General features: G+C 51.9%; 15 protein-coding genes and 2 tRNA genes. 7 read left to right on the plus strand and 10 right to left on the minus strand.

The features are described 5' to 3' along the window. The first annotated feature begins 89 nt into the window (after positions 1-89). Positions 90-719 carry a TfoX/Sxy family DNA transformation protein gene (locus EPIR_RS07125; protein WP_023654658.1) on the plus strand — a complete coding sequence of 210 codons (630 nt, stop codon included), beginning with the start codon at positions 90-92 and terminating at the stop codon, positions 717-719. On the opposite strand, the gene yccS is transcribed toward EPIR_RS07125, so the two are convergent. Both yccS and EPIR_RS07135 read right to left on the minus strand, forming a co-directional pair. Beyond that, on the minus strand, positions 716-2,848 hold the full coding sequence (gene yccS / locus EPIR_RS07130) for a YccS family putative transporter (protein ID WP_023654659.1): 2,133 nt from the start codon (positions 2,846-2,848) through the stop codon (positions 716-718). The genes EPIR_RS07125 and yccS overlap by 4 nt on opposite strands. Before the next feature lie 9 nt (positions 2,849-2,857). Next, positions 2,858-3,304 carry a YccF domain-containing protein gene (locus EPIR_RS07135; protein WP_048697077.1) on the minus strand — a complete coding sequence of 149 codons (447 nt, stop codon included), beginning with the start codon at positions 3,302-3,304 and terminating at the stop codon, positions 2,858-2,860. A 123-nt stretch (positions 3,305-3,427) separates the two neighbouring features. Here EPIR_RS07135 and helD point away from each other — a divergent pair, with 123 nt between their 5' ends. Beyond that, positions 3,428-5,482 carry a DNA helicase IV gene (helD, locus tag EPIR_RS07140; protein WP_023654661.1) on the plus strand — a complete coding sequence of 685 codons (2,055 nt, stop codon included), beginning with the start codon at positions 3,428-3,430 and terminating at the stop codon, positions 5,480-5,482. 20 nt (positions 5,483-5,502) lie between these two features. Here the strand turns inward: helD and EPIR_RS07145 are convergent, their stop codons facing one another. Together EPIR_RS07145 and EPIR_RS07150 are read right to left on the minus strand one after the other, a co-directional pair. Continuing rightward, a complete protein-coding gene (locus EPIR_RS07145; RefSeq protein ID WP_023654662.1) occupies positions 5,503-5,961 on the minus strand; it encodes a methylglyoxal synthase in 459 nt (152 codons plus the stop codon). Positions 5,962-6,042: 81 nt separating this feature from the next. Further along, on the minus strand, positions 6,043-6,681 hold the full coding sequence (locus tag EPIR_RS07150; RefSeq protein WP_023654663.1) for a YccT family protein: 639 nt from the start codon (positions 6,679-6,681) through the stop codon (positions 6,043-6,045). 186 nt (positions 6,682-6,867) lie between these two features. On the opposite strand from EPIR_RS07150, the gene EPIR_RS07155 reads away from it, so the two are divergent. Next, on the plus strand, positions 6,868-7,287 hold the full coding sequence (locus EPIR_RS07155) for a CoA-binding protein (protein ID WP_023654664.1): 420 nt from the start codon (positions 6,868-6,870) through the stop codon (positions 7,285-7,287). Between the two features lie 25 nt (positions 7,288-7,312). Here the strand turns inward: EPIR_RS07155 and hspQ are convergent, their stop codons facing one another. Both hspQ and rlmI read right to left on the minus strand, forming a co-directional pair. Continuing rightward, positions 7,313-7,630 (minus strand): heat shock protein HspQ, encoded by a 318-nt coding sequence (hspQ, locus tag EPIR_RS07160; RefSeq protein ID WP_023654665.1) that lies wholly within the window; start codon positions 7,628-7,630, stop codon positions 7,313-7,315. Between the two features lie 61 nt (positions 7,631-7,691). Next, entirely contained in the window at positions 7,692-8,882 is a 1,191-nt protein-coding gene (gene rlmI, locus EPIR_RS07165; RefSeq protein ID WP_023654666.1) for a 23S rRNA (cytosine(1962)-C(5))-methyltransferase RlmI, read from the minus strand. A gap of 88 nt (positions 8,883-8,970) precedes the next feature. On the opposite strand from rlmI, the gene yccX reads away from it, so the two are divergent. Then, positions 8,971-9,249, plus strand: coding sequence for an acylphosphatase (gene yccX / locus EPIR_RS07170; protein ID WP_023654667.1), 279 nt, complete (start codon positions 8,971-8,973; stop codon positions 9,247-9,249). Positions 9,250-9,252: 3 nt separating this feature from the next. On the opposite strand, the gene tusE is transcribed toward yccX, so the two are convergent. Further along, positions 9,253-9,579: a sulfurtransferase TusE gene (tusE, locus tag EPIR_RS07175; protein WP_023654668.1), complete on the minus strand. Its 327-nt coding sequence runs from the start codon at positions 9,577-9,579 to the stop codon at positions 9,253-9,255. A 103-nt stretch (positions 9,580-9,682) separates the two neighbouring features. Beyond that, a complete protein-coding gene (gene yccA, locus EPIR_RS07180; RefSeq protein ID WP_012441807.1) occupies positions 9,683-10,339 on the minus strand; it encodes an FtsH protease modulator YccA in 657 nt (218 codons plus the stop codon). 228 nt (positions 10,340-10,567) lie between these two features. On the opposite strand from yccA, the gene EPIR_RS07185 reads away from it, so the two are divergent. The 3 genes from EPIR_RS07185 (at position 10,568) to agp (ending at position 12,968) form a co-directional block, all read left to right on the plus strand. Then, positions 10,568-10,655, plus strand: a tRNA-Ser gene (locus EPIR_RS07185). Between the two features lie 243 nt (positions 10,656-10,898). Continuing rightward, a tRNA-Ser gene (locus EPIR_RS07190) sits at positions 10,899-10,986 on the plus strand. 356 nt (positions 10,987-11,342) lie between these two features. Further along, positions 11,343-12,968, plus strand: coding sequence for a bifunctional glucose-1-phosphatase/inositol phosphatase (gene agp, locus EPIR_RS07195; RefSeq protein ID WP_048697079.1), 1,626 nt, complete (start codon positions 11,343-11,345; stop codon positions 12,966-12,968). A gap of 82 nt (positions 12,969-13,050) precedes the next feature. On the opposite strand, the gene EPIR_RS07200 is transcribed toward agp, so the two are convergent. Further along, positions 13,051-14,424 (minus strand): NAD-dependent succinate-semialdehyde dehydrogenase, encoded by a 1,374-nt coding sequence (locus EPIR_RS07200; RefSeq protein ID WP_023654670.1) that lies wholly within the window; start codon positions 14,422-14,424, stop codon positions 13,051-13,053. A gap of 151 nt (positions 14,425-14,575) precedes the next feature. Beyond that, positions 14,576-14,806 (minus strand): YccJ family protein, encoded by a 231-nt coding sequence (locus EPIR_RS07205; RefSeq protein WP_023654671.1) that lies wholly within the window; start codon positions 14,804-14,806, stop codon positions 14,576-14,578. Positions 14,807-14,887: the final 81 nt, after the last annotated feature.

Here is a 14,887-nt window from a genome sequence, read left to right on the forward strand (position 1 = left end):
CATTGAACCCTTAATCAAGATTGCATACTTTTTAACTCTCTAATTCAGAGAGATAAAGACGAATTTTCTAATCGATACAGGGAGAGATCATGGACAGTTCAAGACGTAAGACAGAAGAAGCTAAACAGCGGTTGGCCCAGCTTGGCGAGGTCAAATCACGGACTCAGTTTGGAGGTTATTCCCTGTCTGTGGGGGAAACCGTTTTTGCGGTAGTGGCGGAAGGTGAACTCTATCTGCGGGCCTGTGAGCAGATACAGCCTTATATCACAGAACGCAAAATGGAAGCTTTAAGTCTGAATAAACGTGGCGTGTCGGTGGATCTTAATTATTACCGAGTTGATCGGTCACTGTGGTCTGATGACGACCTGTTACTTTCGTTCTCACAGATCTGTCTGCTGGGAGCGCAAAAACAGCAGCAGGAACGGCGAAAAAACCGGAGACTTAAGGATTTACCCAATATCGGCATTCGTATGGAAATGCTGTTGCGTCAGGTAGGTGTTTCCAGTATCGAGATGCTGAAAGAGCAAGGGGCTAAGAGCTGTTGGCTCCGGTTGCACGCATGTAATAAACATGTGGGACTAACCGTTTTGCTTGCACTACAGGGGGCCATTGCCGGGCAGCACTACGAAGTGCTGCCACTGGCAGTAAAGGAAGAGCTGCGCAGCTGGTTTAGCCGTTACGGTCAGCAGGAGGAAAATATAATGCATTCAGGGAACTAGTCGTGCAAAGAGAGATCGCTTTTTAGTCGGGCAATCTCTGGTAAAAGAGCCACCAGCAGACCCATCTGCTGTAGAACCAGTGGCTCTTTCGTTTCTGTATCAGCTTCGCTCTGCTGAAGGCATGCTGCCAGGTTATCCATCATCTTTTTCGCTTTGCTATCATCTGCATTTGCTAAGTTCAGGATATTGTTGACATAGCTTACGGCATCATCCATCAGTCGCAGCAGAGCGTCATTTTCCAGCTTTTCACGGTGCGCTCCCAGCGCAGATATGTAGCTGAGAAATGAATGATTGAGGCATAGCAGTCGGAAAGCCTCATCACGCACAGCCCGATCTGTTTTGTTCTCTACCGACAAATTGGATACTACTGAGGCTAGCTCTGCATCACCATTGTGGGCATCGCGTCGTGCAATACGATAATCCAGACGGTTATCCTTGCCCTGGTGATATTGCAGCCGAACCGCCTCCAGATAACGGCAGTTTGCCTTCAACGTGCGATCGGCCACAGCCGTAAGCCGCCGAAAGCGCCAGTCAGGCCAGATAAACGTCACCGCCAGCCAGGCGATGCCGCAGCCGATAAGCGTATCTACAATTCGCGGTAATGCCACTTCGAAACCTTCGCCGAGCAGATTGAAACATAATAACACCAGCAGGGTGATGAACATCGTGGCATGTGCATACTGAACGTGGCGGAATGCGAAGAACAGCACGCCGGAGGCAACGATTAATATCAGTTGACCTTCAACCGAAGGCACCAGCCATAGTAGGGGTAATCCCAGCGCAATCCCCGCCAGGGTGCCAATGATGCGCAGCGCAAGGCGACGACGGGTGGCGCTGTAGTTTGGTTGGCAGACAAACAAGCTGGTCAACAATATCCAATACCCGTGCTGAAGGCCGGTGATTTGTATCAACGCATAACCCGTACACAGCAAAAGTGAAAGTCGTGTCGCATGACGAAACAGCGGTGACTCCGGACTAAGATGACGGCTGAGGCGCAGACGGATATCACTCCAACCCGTCAGACCCTCATTGGACAGCGTATGGTTCTGCTGTGTGTTCGCCTCGGCCAGAATCTGCTCGGATTCGATGGTTGCCAGCTGGGCATCAATGGCTTTTAAATTGTTCAACAGGTAATTCATTGCTTTAACTTCAGGGCCGCCGGGCTGCTTGCTCATCAGGCGATGCAGGGCAGCCTGCAAATTGGCAAAGACTCTCTCAAAATGAGCGCTATGATGATAAGTTTCGCGTCGCAGAATGGTGCGCGAAAGCTGGTGGCAGGCTTGGGCCTGTAGCGTCAGCAGGCGCTGAAAGCGAAACAGGATATCGCTTGTTCCCCATGTTTCACGCAGCACCTGATACTGGACATGGGATGAGCTGGCCCGCTCATGGATATCCTGTGCAACGAAATAATAGTGAAGAGTGCGGCGAGTGCCACGTTGGCCACGGTCACCCCGCAACCGCGACTGGATCGAGGCTTTAGCCTGATTCAATTGTGTAACCAGCTGGCTATTGGCCATTGCCATATCAACCAGCGTTTGACGATCGTCCTCTCCCAGGTCGGGGTCAAACAGGTTGGCCTTGGCTTCCAGGTAACCTGCCAGCTGGGAAAAGCAGCGTGATATGCTCTCTTGGAGCGGGCGGATAGGGAATAACAGATGCCCGGCCAACGTTAGCAGATTATACCAAATGGCACCCAGCAGTAGCAGGGCAGGTTGCAGATACCACTGAGGGAACAGGTTAATTCCCAGCATGGTATAGATAGCGATCAGCAGTGCGCCGAACGCGATGGTGGCATAGCGTGGGCCGAGGGCTCCAAGCAAAATAAACCCCCAGCTGGACACAGCAAGCCCGGCGATAAACAGCCAGGGATGGGGGAATAACAGCTCAACCGAAACGGAAGCAATACAGAAACAGATCAGCGTAATAATAAGATTACGCAGTCTGCCACTCAGGCGGTCGTCCAGATCGGTCAGTGCAGCTGCTACCACCCCCAGGGTCAGGGGAATAGTCCATGTAATCTGATGCAACCACCAGGGCATAAGGGTGGTTCCAGCCAGTGCCAGGGTAATACGAATATTGTAGAGCCAGGCACTGTTAAAAGCGCGCTGGCGCAAGTTGTCAAACATCATCGTGGTTATTCAACGAAAACGCGCACGGGCATTGGCCTCACGCGCTGCCCGCGCTACCTCAACCGACACGACGCGGCGACCCACTGGCCACAGTGCGATGGTGGCAATTTTGAAATTGGCGATACCCACAGGTATACCGATGATGGTTAAGCACTGCGCAATACCCGCCATTATGTGCGTAACGCATAGCCACCAACCGAAAAAAACCAGCCAGAGAATGTTCAGCAAAGTCCCGCCGGAGTTCAGCAATGCATTTTTACCCGTGGGATTTAACTCATCAACGTGTACTGCTTCGTTACCGTAAGGAACCAAAGACAGTTTGGTAATTTCCCAGCAAGAACGCGTGAGCGGTAAGGTAAAGATGAAGATGATGGTGACAACCGTTGCCAGCAGCCAGCCGAGAGTGGTGATAAAACCACCCAACACAAAATTCAGAACATTCAATACTGTGCGCATGGCAGGAGATTCCTCTTTAAAATGGTCTAATTTATTGATTGTACCTCGTTCAGGCGCGGTAGAGGTATACTGCAACCAGTTAAACTGTTTGATGATTAAATTAACCGCAGCCAGGGCATCGGAATGGAACTGAAAGCGACATCGTTGGGCAAACATCTGGCGCAGCACCCTTACAATCGGGTGCGGCTGCTGACCGCAGGCATCGAGGTCAGCGGTGAAAAGCATAAATATATGATCCCTTTCAACCAGCTGCATGCGATCAAATGTAAACGAGGACTGGTTTGGGGGGAACTGGAGTTCACGTTACCAGACGGTAAGGTCGTGCGTCTTCATGGCACCGAATGGAATGAAACTCAGCGCTTCTACCACCATCTCAGCCAGTTATGGCACCAGTGGAGCAGTGAAATGAGTGATGTTTCCGCCACGGTGCTTGCCGAGCAGGAGCATCAAATTGGTCAGGCTGAACGACAGGACCGCTGGCTGTCGCGTGGCGATATGGCTGGCTGGCAGCGGGCAATTCACCAGGCTTTTGAGCGTCTACCGCTGCCGGTCGAACGGCTTGATGAATTTGACAACTGCCGCGAAGCCTATCAATTCTGCCTGAAATGGCTCAACGATGGTGAATGCCAGCGTAGCAAACGCAACGCCGAATGGACGGAGCGTATGCTGGAACAACATGCCGACTTCTTTACACAGGTTGAACCCTCGCCGCTAAATGTCTCCCAGGCGCGGGCGGTGGTTAATGGTGAAGAGGCTGTGCTGGTGTTGGCGGGGGCAGGCAGTGGTAAAACGTCGGTACTGGTGGCGCGTGCCGGCTGGTTGATGATGCGCAAGCAGGCTAGTGCCGATCAGGTTTTATTACTGGCATTTGGTCGCAAGGCCGCAGATGAGATGAACGAGCGTATTCGGGCACGTCTGGGGACGGATGAAATCCAGGCACGAACATTTCATGCGCTGGCGCTGCATATCATTCAACAAAGTAGCAATAAATCCCCAGCTATCAGCAAGCTGGAAACCGATAGTGACACCCGGCAGGCACTGCTGATTAAGGTTTGGCGTCAGCAATGTAGTGAGAAGAAAGCCCAGGCAAACGGCTGGCGTCAATGGCTGACTGACGAGCTTGATTGGGACGTGCCTGACGGTACTTTTTGGCAAGACGATCGGCTTGCGCGCCGGCTTGCCAGTCGTCTGGAGCGCTGGTTAGGATTAATGCGTATGCACGGGGGCGCTCAGGCGCAGATGATCGAGTCAGCCCCGGAAGAGATACGGGTGCTTTTCACTAAACGCGTAAAATTAATGGCTCCTTTAATGAAGGCGTGGAAAGGCGCACTGAAAGAAGAGGGGGCTACCGATTTCGCCGGATTGATTCATCAGGCGGTAAACCTTCTGGATAAGGGGCGTTTTATCAGCCCGTGGAAGCATATCCTGGTGGATGAGTTTCAGGATATCTCACCACAACGTGCGGCACTCCTTACGGCATTACGTCGACAGAATACGAAAACCTCACTGTTTGCCGTTGGCGATGACTGGCAGGCCATCTACCGTTTCAGTGGTGCTGAAATGGCGTTAACCACCTCCTTCCATCATTATTTTGGCGCAGGCGACCGCTGTGTGCTGGATACCACCTACCGCTTTAACCAACGCATTGGCGAAGTGGCCAACACGTTTATACAGGCCAACCCTGCTCAACTAAAAAAACCGCTCAACGGCCTTAGTAAAGGAAATAAAAAGTCGATTTCATTGCTACCGGAGGAGCAGCTGGAGCCGTTACTGAACAAAATCAGTGGATACGCTACACCCGATGAACGGATTTTGCTGCTGTCGCGATATCACCATTTGCGCCCAGAGGTGCTGAATAAAGCTGCAACCCGCTGGCCGAAGTTAAACATCGAATTTATGACGGTCCATGCCAGCAAGGGCCAACAGGCGGATTATGTGATTGTGCTGGGACTTTCGGAGGGTAAGGATGGCTTCCCCGCAGAGGCGAGAGAGTCGGTGATGGAAGACGCACTGCTACCGATCCCCGAGGATTTTCCGCATGCCGAAGAGCGCAGGCTGGCTTATGTCGCGATGACTCGCGCCCGGCAGCAGGTATGGCTGTTGTATGACGGTGATGCGCCTTCGGTCTTTGTCGCGGAGTTGAGTAAACAGGGCGTGCCAACACTGCGCAAACCCTGACACGACTCTGTAGTGATGCATTATTTTAAACGTTCTTGCAGATAGCGCTGATAATCTGGGATCGCGATTTCCATCGGCTGGTCAAACAGCGGCGATTGGATAATAAAGTCGGCGGTGGCGAGATTGGTGGCGACCGGTATGTTCCATACTGTCGCGAGACGCAGAAGGGCCTTAACATCAGGATCGTGCGGCACGGCGTTGAGCGGATCCCAAAAGAAAATGAGCAGGTCGATGCGGCCTTCTGAAATCAGCGCACCTACCTGCTGGTCACCGCCCATCGGGCCGCTCATCATGGCGGTAACGGCCAGGCCGGTGGTGCGCTGGACCAGATTGCCTGTCGTGCCGGTGGCGTAGAGGGTGTGATGCTGAAGCTTTTCTTTGTGAATATCAACCCACTGTATCAAAGAGGTTTTGCAGTGGTCATGAGCCACCAGCGCGATGTGTTTTTGTGCCTGGATGGTGCGGGTAGTCTGATCCATTCAGAGATCCTGGTTAGCTGGATAGGGCAAAAAGGAATGAGCAAACAGAAGGTTAAGTGTAGTCCCGCAACCACACAGATATCAACTGGTATGCAGGGCGTTCATCACCATAATCAGGCGTTGACGCGTGGCGGTATCAACCTGAAGAAACCACAGGCGCAGCACGGGGTGTTCAGGCTGAAGACTGCTGGTTATGTCGGGGATATTGCCCGCCGGAGCTTTCATCGGCAGCGTTTTCGAAAAGCGTGGCACCGATGCCACTTTGCCCGACATATTGTAGATCAGCATCGCCTGCTCGAAACCACTCTGCGCCCCGGTCGCTAAGCGATCGCGCCTGGCATCGACTTCAGTGCCCTGTTCATTCATCAGGGTGAACTGAGGTTTGCTGTCGAAATGTTTGGCCTGATGCAGCGTTTTTAATTCCGGTAGGTTGATGACCACTGAAGCGCTGCGGGCCGTAAAGGTGACAATTTGCGGTGATGATTTCCAGTTTATGGTGGCCTGCGCGGAATTTTTAACTTTTTTCTCTACCTGAAATAATAACTGATGCTCACCACGTTCCAGCTCCAGCCCATCCGCTCCTTTCAGCAGCGAACCCGAAATTTTATGGCCATCCAGAACCAGGAGGTTAATATCAACAGACAATTTCAGCGTTGTCGCCAGTGAGTTTGCTGCCACCAGCATTGCCAGTAGCGCGGTGATGGCCATACGCAGCTTCATTGTTACTCCAAAGTGGGACAAATAGGGGACTGATACGAGTGTATCAAAGTCTTTCAGTATGGCAGCATATTAACATTTGAACATACTTATTTGTGCTACGAGTCGTAAACAGGCTAAATGTTATTTTTCATCTCGTCGGGTTTGCCACAATGAGAGTTCATAAGCGGTTTGAAACAGGGGGCTAAAATGAATGATAAAACTATCGCTGACATTCTGTTGTCGACAAAAACGATTGCATTGGTGGGGGCCAGTGACAACCCCGCACGTCCAAGTTATCAGGTGATGGCATACCTGCTAACACAGGGTTATCAGGTTATCCCTGTCAGTCCGAAACTGGCCGGAAAAACACTTCAGGGGCAGACTGTTTATGCTGCACTGGCAGATATTCCTGTGGAGATTGATATGGTCGACGTTTTTCGTCAATCGGATGCGGCATGGGAAGTGGCGCAGGAGGCAATAGCCATTCATGCCAAGGCATTATGGCTACAAATTGGCGTGCTCAATGATCAGGCGGCAGTGTTAGCGAAAGAGTCGGGTTTACAGGTTGTGATGGATCGCTGTCCCAAAATTGAGATCCCGCGTTTGGGGCTGGAGAAACAACAGTAAAACACCCCGCACAGGGCGGGGCTATTCAGTTTCTTAATCTTGGCGCCTGAAGCTGCTGGCGAACAGAGGCTGCAAGTTCATCCATTGAGGGTTGCTCAGGATGCTCTCCTGGAATTTCCCATGACAGCTGAGCTTCAGCCAGGTAGGTTTGCACCGTCTGGCCGTCATCATCTTCCATCACAACGTGATACCACGGAGCACCTCGCAGCGATTCACCGGCGGCAATATCGTCTATTTCCGTGTCTTCTAATGAATATTCCGGATCAACATCAACGATCACGCCCAGAAAGCCGAGTAGCTGATGGCGTACCTGTTGTCCAAGACCAAATTTGCTGGCAATCATCGTAACCTCCGAATAAACCTTGTACTTAGGTCTATATGGAGGCGGTAACGACGTTTTCAAGTCAAATGACGTGGCAGGCAAAACCTTTCAGATACATCCCTTCCGGGTAGCTGCTAATCACCGGGTGATCGGCGGCTTGTCGGAACTGTTCGATAAACTGCACATCCCGCTGAGCATCGACGGCCGCATCCGCAAGGATTTTCTGGAACAGTTCGGTCGCCATCAGGCCGGAGCAGGAGAAAGTCAGCAGCATCCCACCTGGGTTCAGTAACTGCATTGCCAGCATATTGATATCCTTATAACCCCGGCAGGCTCCCATCAGCTGATTTTTGTTTTCCACGAATTTTGGCGGGTCCATAATAATCAAATCGAACTTTTCACCCTCATCACGGTAGCGGCGCAGCAGCTTGAAAACGTCATCACGCTGAAAATGAGCTTTACTGACATCCAACCCGTTAAGTTCAACATTTTGACGCGCGACATCCAGCGCCGCCTGCGAGGTATCAACACTGATGACCTCTTTGCAGTTGCCCATAAGGGCAGATACGGCGAAGCCGCCGGTGTAGGAGAAACAGTTCAACACGCGGCGGCCCTGAGCATAGCGACGGGTTGCTACACGGCTGTCACGCTGATCGAGGTAATAGCCGGTTTTATGTCCGGTCTGAATATCCACCAGCAGCTTCATACCGTGCTCGGTAATGGGCAGAAGAGGCGGTGGCGCCTCACCCAGCACGACGCCCTGAGTGAGTTCCAGTCCCTCTTTCTTGCGCACGCTGACATCAGAGCGATCGTAAATTGCGCAATCAGGGTAGCACTGTTGCAGCGCAGTGATGAGCGCCGCGCGCTGGTACTCTGCACCGGCAGATAACAGCTGCAACACCAAGTAGTTACCGAAACGGTCGATAGTGATCCCCGGTAGTCCATCAGATTCACCGGCGATCAGGCGATAGCTATCCAGATTGTCTCGCTGCGCCAGCCAGTCGCGCAGCTGTTGTGCGGCGTTGAGTCGGCGTACGAAAAAGTCGATATCTATCGATTCATCCTGCTGCCAGCTCCAGACACGGGCGCGGATCTGGGATGAAGGAGACCAGGCTGCACGCGCCAGCCATTTACCCTGGCTGTCACAAACATCAATAGTTTCTCCCGGCTGGGCCTTACCTTCCATACGGGCAACGGCACCGGAGAACACCCACGGATGACGACGAAGTAAGGATTTTTCACGTCCTTTGGTAAGAATTAAACGAACGGTCATGTTTTGCTATGCTTAATCTAAGAAAATCAGACGATATTGTCCGGTGCCATCGGTAAAAAAGCAATGAGTCTTGGTCAGTGGAGGGAAAATGGCAATCATCTGTGTTCGTGCGTGGGTGCACGGTCGGGTGCAAGGCGTGGGGTTTCGCTACAGTACCCGGCTTGAAGCGCACAAGCATGATGTGTGTGGTTATGCAATAAACCTGGATGATGGCAGTGTCGAGGTCGGTGCCTGCGGAGAAGCGCAGCAGGTAGAGTCACTGCTGACATGGTTGAAAGCCGGTGGCCCCTGCGGCGCGCGTGCTGATAAGGTGCTGGTTGAGCCCTGGCATCCCGCACATTTCCCACAGGGATTCATTACGGGCTAAGCACTACAGACACTTAACGGGTTTCGGCAGGCCGGCGATTTTCGTTGCCTGTTTGGCCGGCCCCTTGGGGAAAAGACGAAAAAGATAGCGGCTATTGCCTTTTTCCTCGCCATACTTCTGTGCCATCGCTTTGACCAACATGCGCACGGCAGGAGAGGTATTAAACTCCAGATAAAATGCCCTGACGAAATGAACAACTTCCCAGTGAGCTTCGCTCAGTTCAATCGCCTCTTCTGCCGCCAGTTGCAGAGCCAGACCTTCACTCCAGTCTGTCGTGGATTTCAGATAACCTTGCGCATCTCGCGCTATTTCTTTGCCATTAAACTGCACTGTCTTGCCTCACCCTTGTTGACCGGGGCCTAGTCTAACAAATTTTTGTTGCGGCAAAAATAAAGCCCCGCATATGCAGGGCCTCCGTGACAGCCGGAAGGGCTTAGTTGCTGCGGGACATTCCCAGCAGGCTGAGCAGGCTGACAAAAATATTATAGATAGAGACATACAGGCTAACCGTCGCGCGGATGTAGTTGGTTTCGCCGCCGTGAATGATGTTGCTGGTTTCCCACAGGATTGCGCCGGTAGAGAACAGCACGAACAATACGCTGATTGCCATATGCAGAGCGGGAATATTCAGGAACAGATTGGCGACTACGGCGATGAGTAGGACAACGAAGCCTGCCATTAACATGCCGGACAGGAATGACATATCCTTGCGGGTGGTCAGTACATAAGCCGAACAGCAGAAGAACACCAGCGCAGTACCGCCTAGCGCCAGACCAATAACATCACCCATTCCGGCAGACAGGAAACTGTTCAGGATGGGGCCAAGGCAGTAGCCCAGGAAGCCGGTGAAAGCGAATGCGGCGAGAATGCCACTCGGGCTGTTAGCCAGGCGGTAGGTTAAGAACATGAGGCCATAAAAACCAGCCAACATCAGAATCAACCCCGGTGCCGGCAGTGCGAATACGGTACTCAGCGTGGCGGTCAGAGCTGAAAATGCCAGTGTCAGGCCAAGCAGAAAATAGGTGTTGCGCAGAACTCTGTGCGTACTCAGCAGTGAGCTGTCGCGCGTGGAGGAAACGATGCGATCCATAAAGCACCTCTCAGGATGACTGAAGTTGGAAAATGTCTGTCGGTGAGCATAAGGAGTGCAAAATGACGGGGGAAGCCGTTTTACCCTTCTTTACGCGGGGGGGCGCTGGTTTTGTCGGCATTTTGTTGATAATTACGGCAGATGCGCGCCGTGTGGTTTTTTTTTACGCAACTGAAATAAAAGCTGCTTTACAAGCTCATCGCAGGTGTTTATAGTGCCGCCCAACGTGGAGGAGTGGCCGAGTGGCTGAAGGCACCGGTCTTGAAAACCGGCGACGGGAAACCGTTCTAGAGTTCGAATCTCTACTCCTCCACCATCAAATTTAACGGGTCAGCGTAAAGCTGGCCCGTTTTGTTATGTGCAGAATAAATATCCGGGGATCTTTGAACTTAGCTGCCACCAACCCCGTTAAGGTGACTGGCGATTATTTTGCCTGTTGAATTCAAATGCTCATAAAATCAACAAAATAGCAAAAAATAACGTTGGCAAATGAAAAAACATCCCCTATAATGCGCCCCATCAGTTAGCGGGAGAACATCTCAGTAATTGATAACCGTGTGGAGGAGTGGCCGAGTGGCTGAAGGCACCGGTCTTGAAAACCGGCGACGGGAAACCGTTCTAGAGTTCGAATCTCTACTCCTCCACCATCAAATTCAGCCCCGAGATTGCAAAATCTCGGGGTTTTTGTTTGGCACTTTTTTCCTCATCGACCATTGCCCGGCTTTATGGCTGCACGCACCAGAACCTTCACCATTGACCCTGTTCAAAAGGGATCTCAACAGCCCCGCCGTAAACATCTTGTTTCTTTTACTGCTCTTCAGGCGACTCAACCACCGGTTTAGAATCTGTTATATTCTTACTCACTTATGATTGATCCGAGCCTCTGATGATATGCTTTGCAAAGTGGTTAACCCGCAGTCTGCGTGAAGTTGCGAGTGGCGGCCCGAGCGGCAGGCTCTGCTGGTCAGCAGGCTCATTCCCTATGAATCAATGGAACAAAAACATGATTAAAAAGTTCAGCCTTTGCACCCTGGCCCTTTGTTCAGCATTTTCTGGGGTTCCTGCCTGGGCAGCAGATAGCGACTATCAGCTGGAACAAGTGTTGATGATGAGCCGACATAACCTGCGAGCCCCCTTAGCGAATAATGGCAGCCTCCTTGAGCAGGCGACCCAAAAAGCGTGGCCAAAATGGGATGTTCCAGGCGGTGAACTGACTACCAAAGGCGGCGTGCTGGAAGTGTATATGGGCCGTTATACTCGCCAATGGCTTGAGCAACAGGGACTGGCCAAACAGGGTGAATGCCCAAGTTCCGATGCAATTTATGCCTATGCCAATAGCCTGCAGCGCACCGTTGCGACTGCACAGTTCTTTGTCACCGGTGCATTCCCTGGGTGCGATATTCCCGTCTCGCATCAGGATGCGATGGGTAGCATGGATCCCATATTCAACCCGGTCATTACCAATAGCAGTGAAGAGTTTAATAAACAAGCGCTAACGGCTATCAACAGCGAAAGCGAAAAACTGGCGCTTAACTCTGCATTCCAGCGCCTGGAAAAAATCATCAACTATAAAAGTTCCCCGGCCTGTAACGGCAAAAAACAGTGCGATCTCTCCAGTAATAATCAGAACACCTTTACGGCAGAAAATGGAAAAGAACCTAATGTCACTGGCCCTCTGAAGGTAGGTAATTCGCTGGTGGATGCCTTCACCCTGCAATATTACGCAGGTTTTCCGATGGAGCAGGTGGCCTGGGGGCAGATCAAAACCCCCGAGCAATGGCAAGAACTGGCGGCGATAAAAAATGGCTATCAGAACTCGCTGTTCTCATCGCCCGTGGTAGCGCGTGAAATTGCGGCTCCGTTGGTCGATTACATCCGCAGCCTGCTGGTTGATCAGGATAGAGCCACCGCGCCGCTGGTAACGCTGTTGGTGGGGCATGATTCGAATATCGCCTCACTGCTGAGTGCGCTCGACTTCAAACCCTACACATTGCCAGAACAAAATGAGCAAACGCCGATTGGCGGTATGGTGCAGTTCCAGCGTTGGCATGATAAGAAAAATGACCGTGAACTGGTAAAAGTGGAATACGTTTATCAGACCTCATCACAGTTACGGGATGAACAACCGCTGTCGTTGAGCAATCCTCCGCAGCGTGTGACTCTGCAAATGGCTGGCTGTCCGACTGATGCCAATGGTTTCTGTGGTTGGGATCAATTTACACAGGTGCTGAATAAGTCGCTGCTGGGAACGCCGCTTGAGGTGGCTGCACCCGCTGCGACTAATGAAGTGAAACCAGCTGATAATGATACTGCGGTGAATAAAGCGCTTGCTGCAAAGGCAGCCGCAGATAAAGCCGCTGCGGAAAGGGCCGCTGCCGAGAAGGTGGCTGCAGAAAAAGCTGTCGCTGCGCAGGCTGTTGCCGATAAAGCCGCCGCGGAGAAAGTGGCAGCCGAGAAAATGGCTGCGGACAAAGCTGCTGCGGCAAAGGCGGCGCTTGACAAGGCTGCGGCGGAAACCACTCAGGCTAAGCCAGAGCAAAATAAAGCTGCTGGCGATAACGCAGCAGCAGAGAAGGGGACGGTGGGTAGAAAAGCGTCTGATGACAAAGAGCACGTCAACAAAAGCTAACTCATCAGGGGGCGAGCCTGTTTTTGCCTCGCCCCATCCAGTTCAGAGCGGGGCGCACCGTGGTGAAGTGCGCCTTGGTGGCTCAATCCTTGCTGACTACGACCAGTTTTTGGTTAACAAACTCTTTAATGCCCAAGTCAGAAAGCTCACGGCCAAAACCGGAGCGCTTGACGCCGCCAAAAGGCAGTTCGGCTGAGGTATTCGTGGCGGAATTGATGTAAACCATGCCTGTTTCAATACGAGATGCTAGTGCTTTACCGCGCGCGATATCTTGCGTAAACACTGAGCCACCCAGACCGTAATGGGAATCGTTGGCCAGCTTCACCACTTCATCATCATCTTTTACGACATAAACCTGAGCTACCGGGCCGAAGAACTCTTCAAAATACGCCGGATTGCTGCGTTTGATGTCGGTCAGGATCGTGGGCTGATAGAAACAACCCTCTCCCGCAACCGGTGCACCACCCAGGACTAATTTTGCCCCTTTAGCCACAGCCTGCTGTACCTGTTTATCTAAACCGTCTCGCGCTTCGGCAGAAGAAAGAGGGCCAAGCGTGGTGGATTCATCCAGCGGATCGCCAATTTTTACTGCCTTAAAGGCAGCGGTGAATTTTGCCATAAATTGGTCAGCAATCTTTTCGTGTATCAGGAAGCGCTTGGCAGCAGTGCACACTTGTCCACAGTTACTCAGACGTGCCCCGGCGGCGGCCTCAACCGCTTTTTCCAAGTCGGCATCTTCCAGTACCACGAAAACATCATTACCGCCCAACTCAAGTGTGGTTTTCTTGAGGTATTTGCCTGCCTGTTGTGCAACGGCACTGCCTGCACGCTCGGAACCCGTCAGGGCCGCCCCCTGCACACGATCGTCGGCGATAAGTGTCGCGATCTGCTCGTTACTAACGAACAGGTTAGTCCAGGCACCTTGTGGAGCACCTGCTTCAGTCACCAGTTGTTCAAACAGTGTCGCGCAATGGGGAACATTTTTGGCATGTTTTGCCAAAACCGGATTCCCGGCTGCAAGGTTGGGGGCCAATACGCGCATCAGCTGATAAAACGGGAAATTCCAGGGTTCGACAGCAACCAGTACACCTATCGGATGGTGCTCAACCCAGGCCTCACCCAACTCGCTGGGATAGCGGCTCGGAGCAAGAAAACGCTCGGCGTTCTCGGCATAGTAGCGGGCAATTTGCGCACAAAGTTCAACTTCGCTACGGCTCTGCGCCAGCAGTTTACCCATTTCCACGCTGGCCGCCTTCGCCAGTTCTTCAGTGCGGCTGTCTATCAAGTCAGCCATTTTTTTCAGCACCTGTAAACGAGGCTGAATATCACCTTTTGACCAGTCTGAATGATATAACGCATCAGCAGTGGCTAATGCTTTTTCTACCTGGCTCTCATTGTGGTCAGGCCAGGATTTGATGAGCTTATTACTTGCGGGATTGATCGTTTGATATGGCATAACGCGCTCCTTGGTGAGTAATCAGCCGAACTCTGGCTGTCAAAATTGAAAATGTTGGGATTAAGCGTAGTAGATAAGTCTTCAACATGGCGACTTATCAGACCAGTCTGAAGGAGGAGAAAAGCGGGTGAGGGACTCACCCGATGGGGAGTTAAACGTTTTTACGCTCAACGACTTTATTATCCCAAGTGAGGACGTCGCTGTCGGTTTTATCGAAGGCGCGTAGCAGGACTTCATCACTACCCTGTTGTTCCCAGATACTTTCAGCCAGCTTTTCATCGTAATTTGCGACTTCAAAAATAGCTTCGGCAATTTCTGTTGAAGTGGAGCGCACGTTTGCCCATTCCCCAACGCGATGAGCTTTGGATTGTTGCGTTACCATAACGATCTCCTGTGGTGGATATTATCCGTTTTGGATCCGATTTTTCAGTATAGAAGATAGTGAGCGCTCTGCCTGTTATTC

The organism is Erwinia piriflorinigrans CFBP 5888 (assembly GCF_001050515.1).
Lineage (GTDB): Bacteria > Pseudomonadota > Gammaproteobacteria > Enterobacterales > Enterobacteriaceae > Erwinia > Erwinia piriflorinigrans.

Excerpts from the sequence above, each read along its gene's own strand:
- EPIR_RS07125 (WP_023654658.1), top strand. The coding sequence starts at position 90 with ATGGACAGTTCAAGACGTAAGACAGAAGAAGCTAAACAGCGGTTGGCC.
- yccS (WP_023654659.1), bottom strand. The coding sequence starts at position 2,848 with ATGATGTTTGACAACTTGCGCCAGCGCGCTTTTAACAGTGCCTGGCTC.
- EPIR_RS07135 (WP_048697077.1), bottom strand. The coding sequence starts at position 3,304 with ATGCGCACAGTATTGAATGTTCTGAATTTTGTGTTGGGTGGTTTTATC.
- helD (WP_023654661.1), top strand. The coding sequence starts at position 3,428 with ATGGAACTGAAAGCGACATCGTTGGGCAAACATCTGGCGCAGCACCCT.
- EPIR_RS07145 (WP_023654662.1), bottom strand. The coding sequence starts at position 5,961 with ATGGATCAGACTACCCGCACCATCCAGGCACAAAAACACATCGCGCTG.
- EPIR_RS07150 (WP_023654663.1), bottom strand. The coding sequence starts at position 6,681 with ATGAAGCTGCGTATGGCCATCACCGCGCTACTGGCAATGCTGGTGGCA.
- EPIR_RS07155 (WP_023654664.1), top strand. The coding sequence starts at position 6,868 with ATGAATGATAAAACTATCGCTGACATTCTGTTGTCGACAAAAACGATT.
- hspQ (WP_023654665.1), bottom strand. The coding sequence starts at position 7,630 with ATGATTGCCAGCAAATTTGGTCTTGGACAACAGGTACGCCATCAGCTA.
- rlmI (WP_023654666.1), bottom strand. The coding sequence starts at position 8,882 with ATGACCGTTCGTTTAATTCTTACCAAAGGACGTGAAAAATCCTTACTT.
- yccX (WP_023654667.1), top strand. The coding sequence starts at position 8,971 with ATGGCAATCATCTGTGTTCGTGCGTGGGTGCACGGTCGGGTGCAAGGC.
- yccA (WP_012441807.1), bottom strand. The coding sequence starts at position 10,339 with ATGGATCGCATCGTTTCCTCCACGCGCGACAGCTCACTGCTGAGTACG.
- agp (WP_048697079.1), top strand. The coding sequence starts at position 11,343 with ATGATTAAAAAGTTCAGCCTTTGCACCCTGGCCCTTTGTTCAGCATTT.
- EPIR_RS07200 (WP_023654670.1), bottom strand. The coding sequence starts at position 14,424 with ATGCCATATCAAACGATCAATCCCGCAAGTAATAAGCTCATCAAATCC.
- EPIR_RS07205 (WP_023654671.1), bottom strand. The coding sequence starts at position 14,806 with ATGGTAACGCAACAATCCAAAGCTCATCGCGTTGGGGAATGGGCAAAC.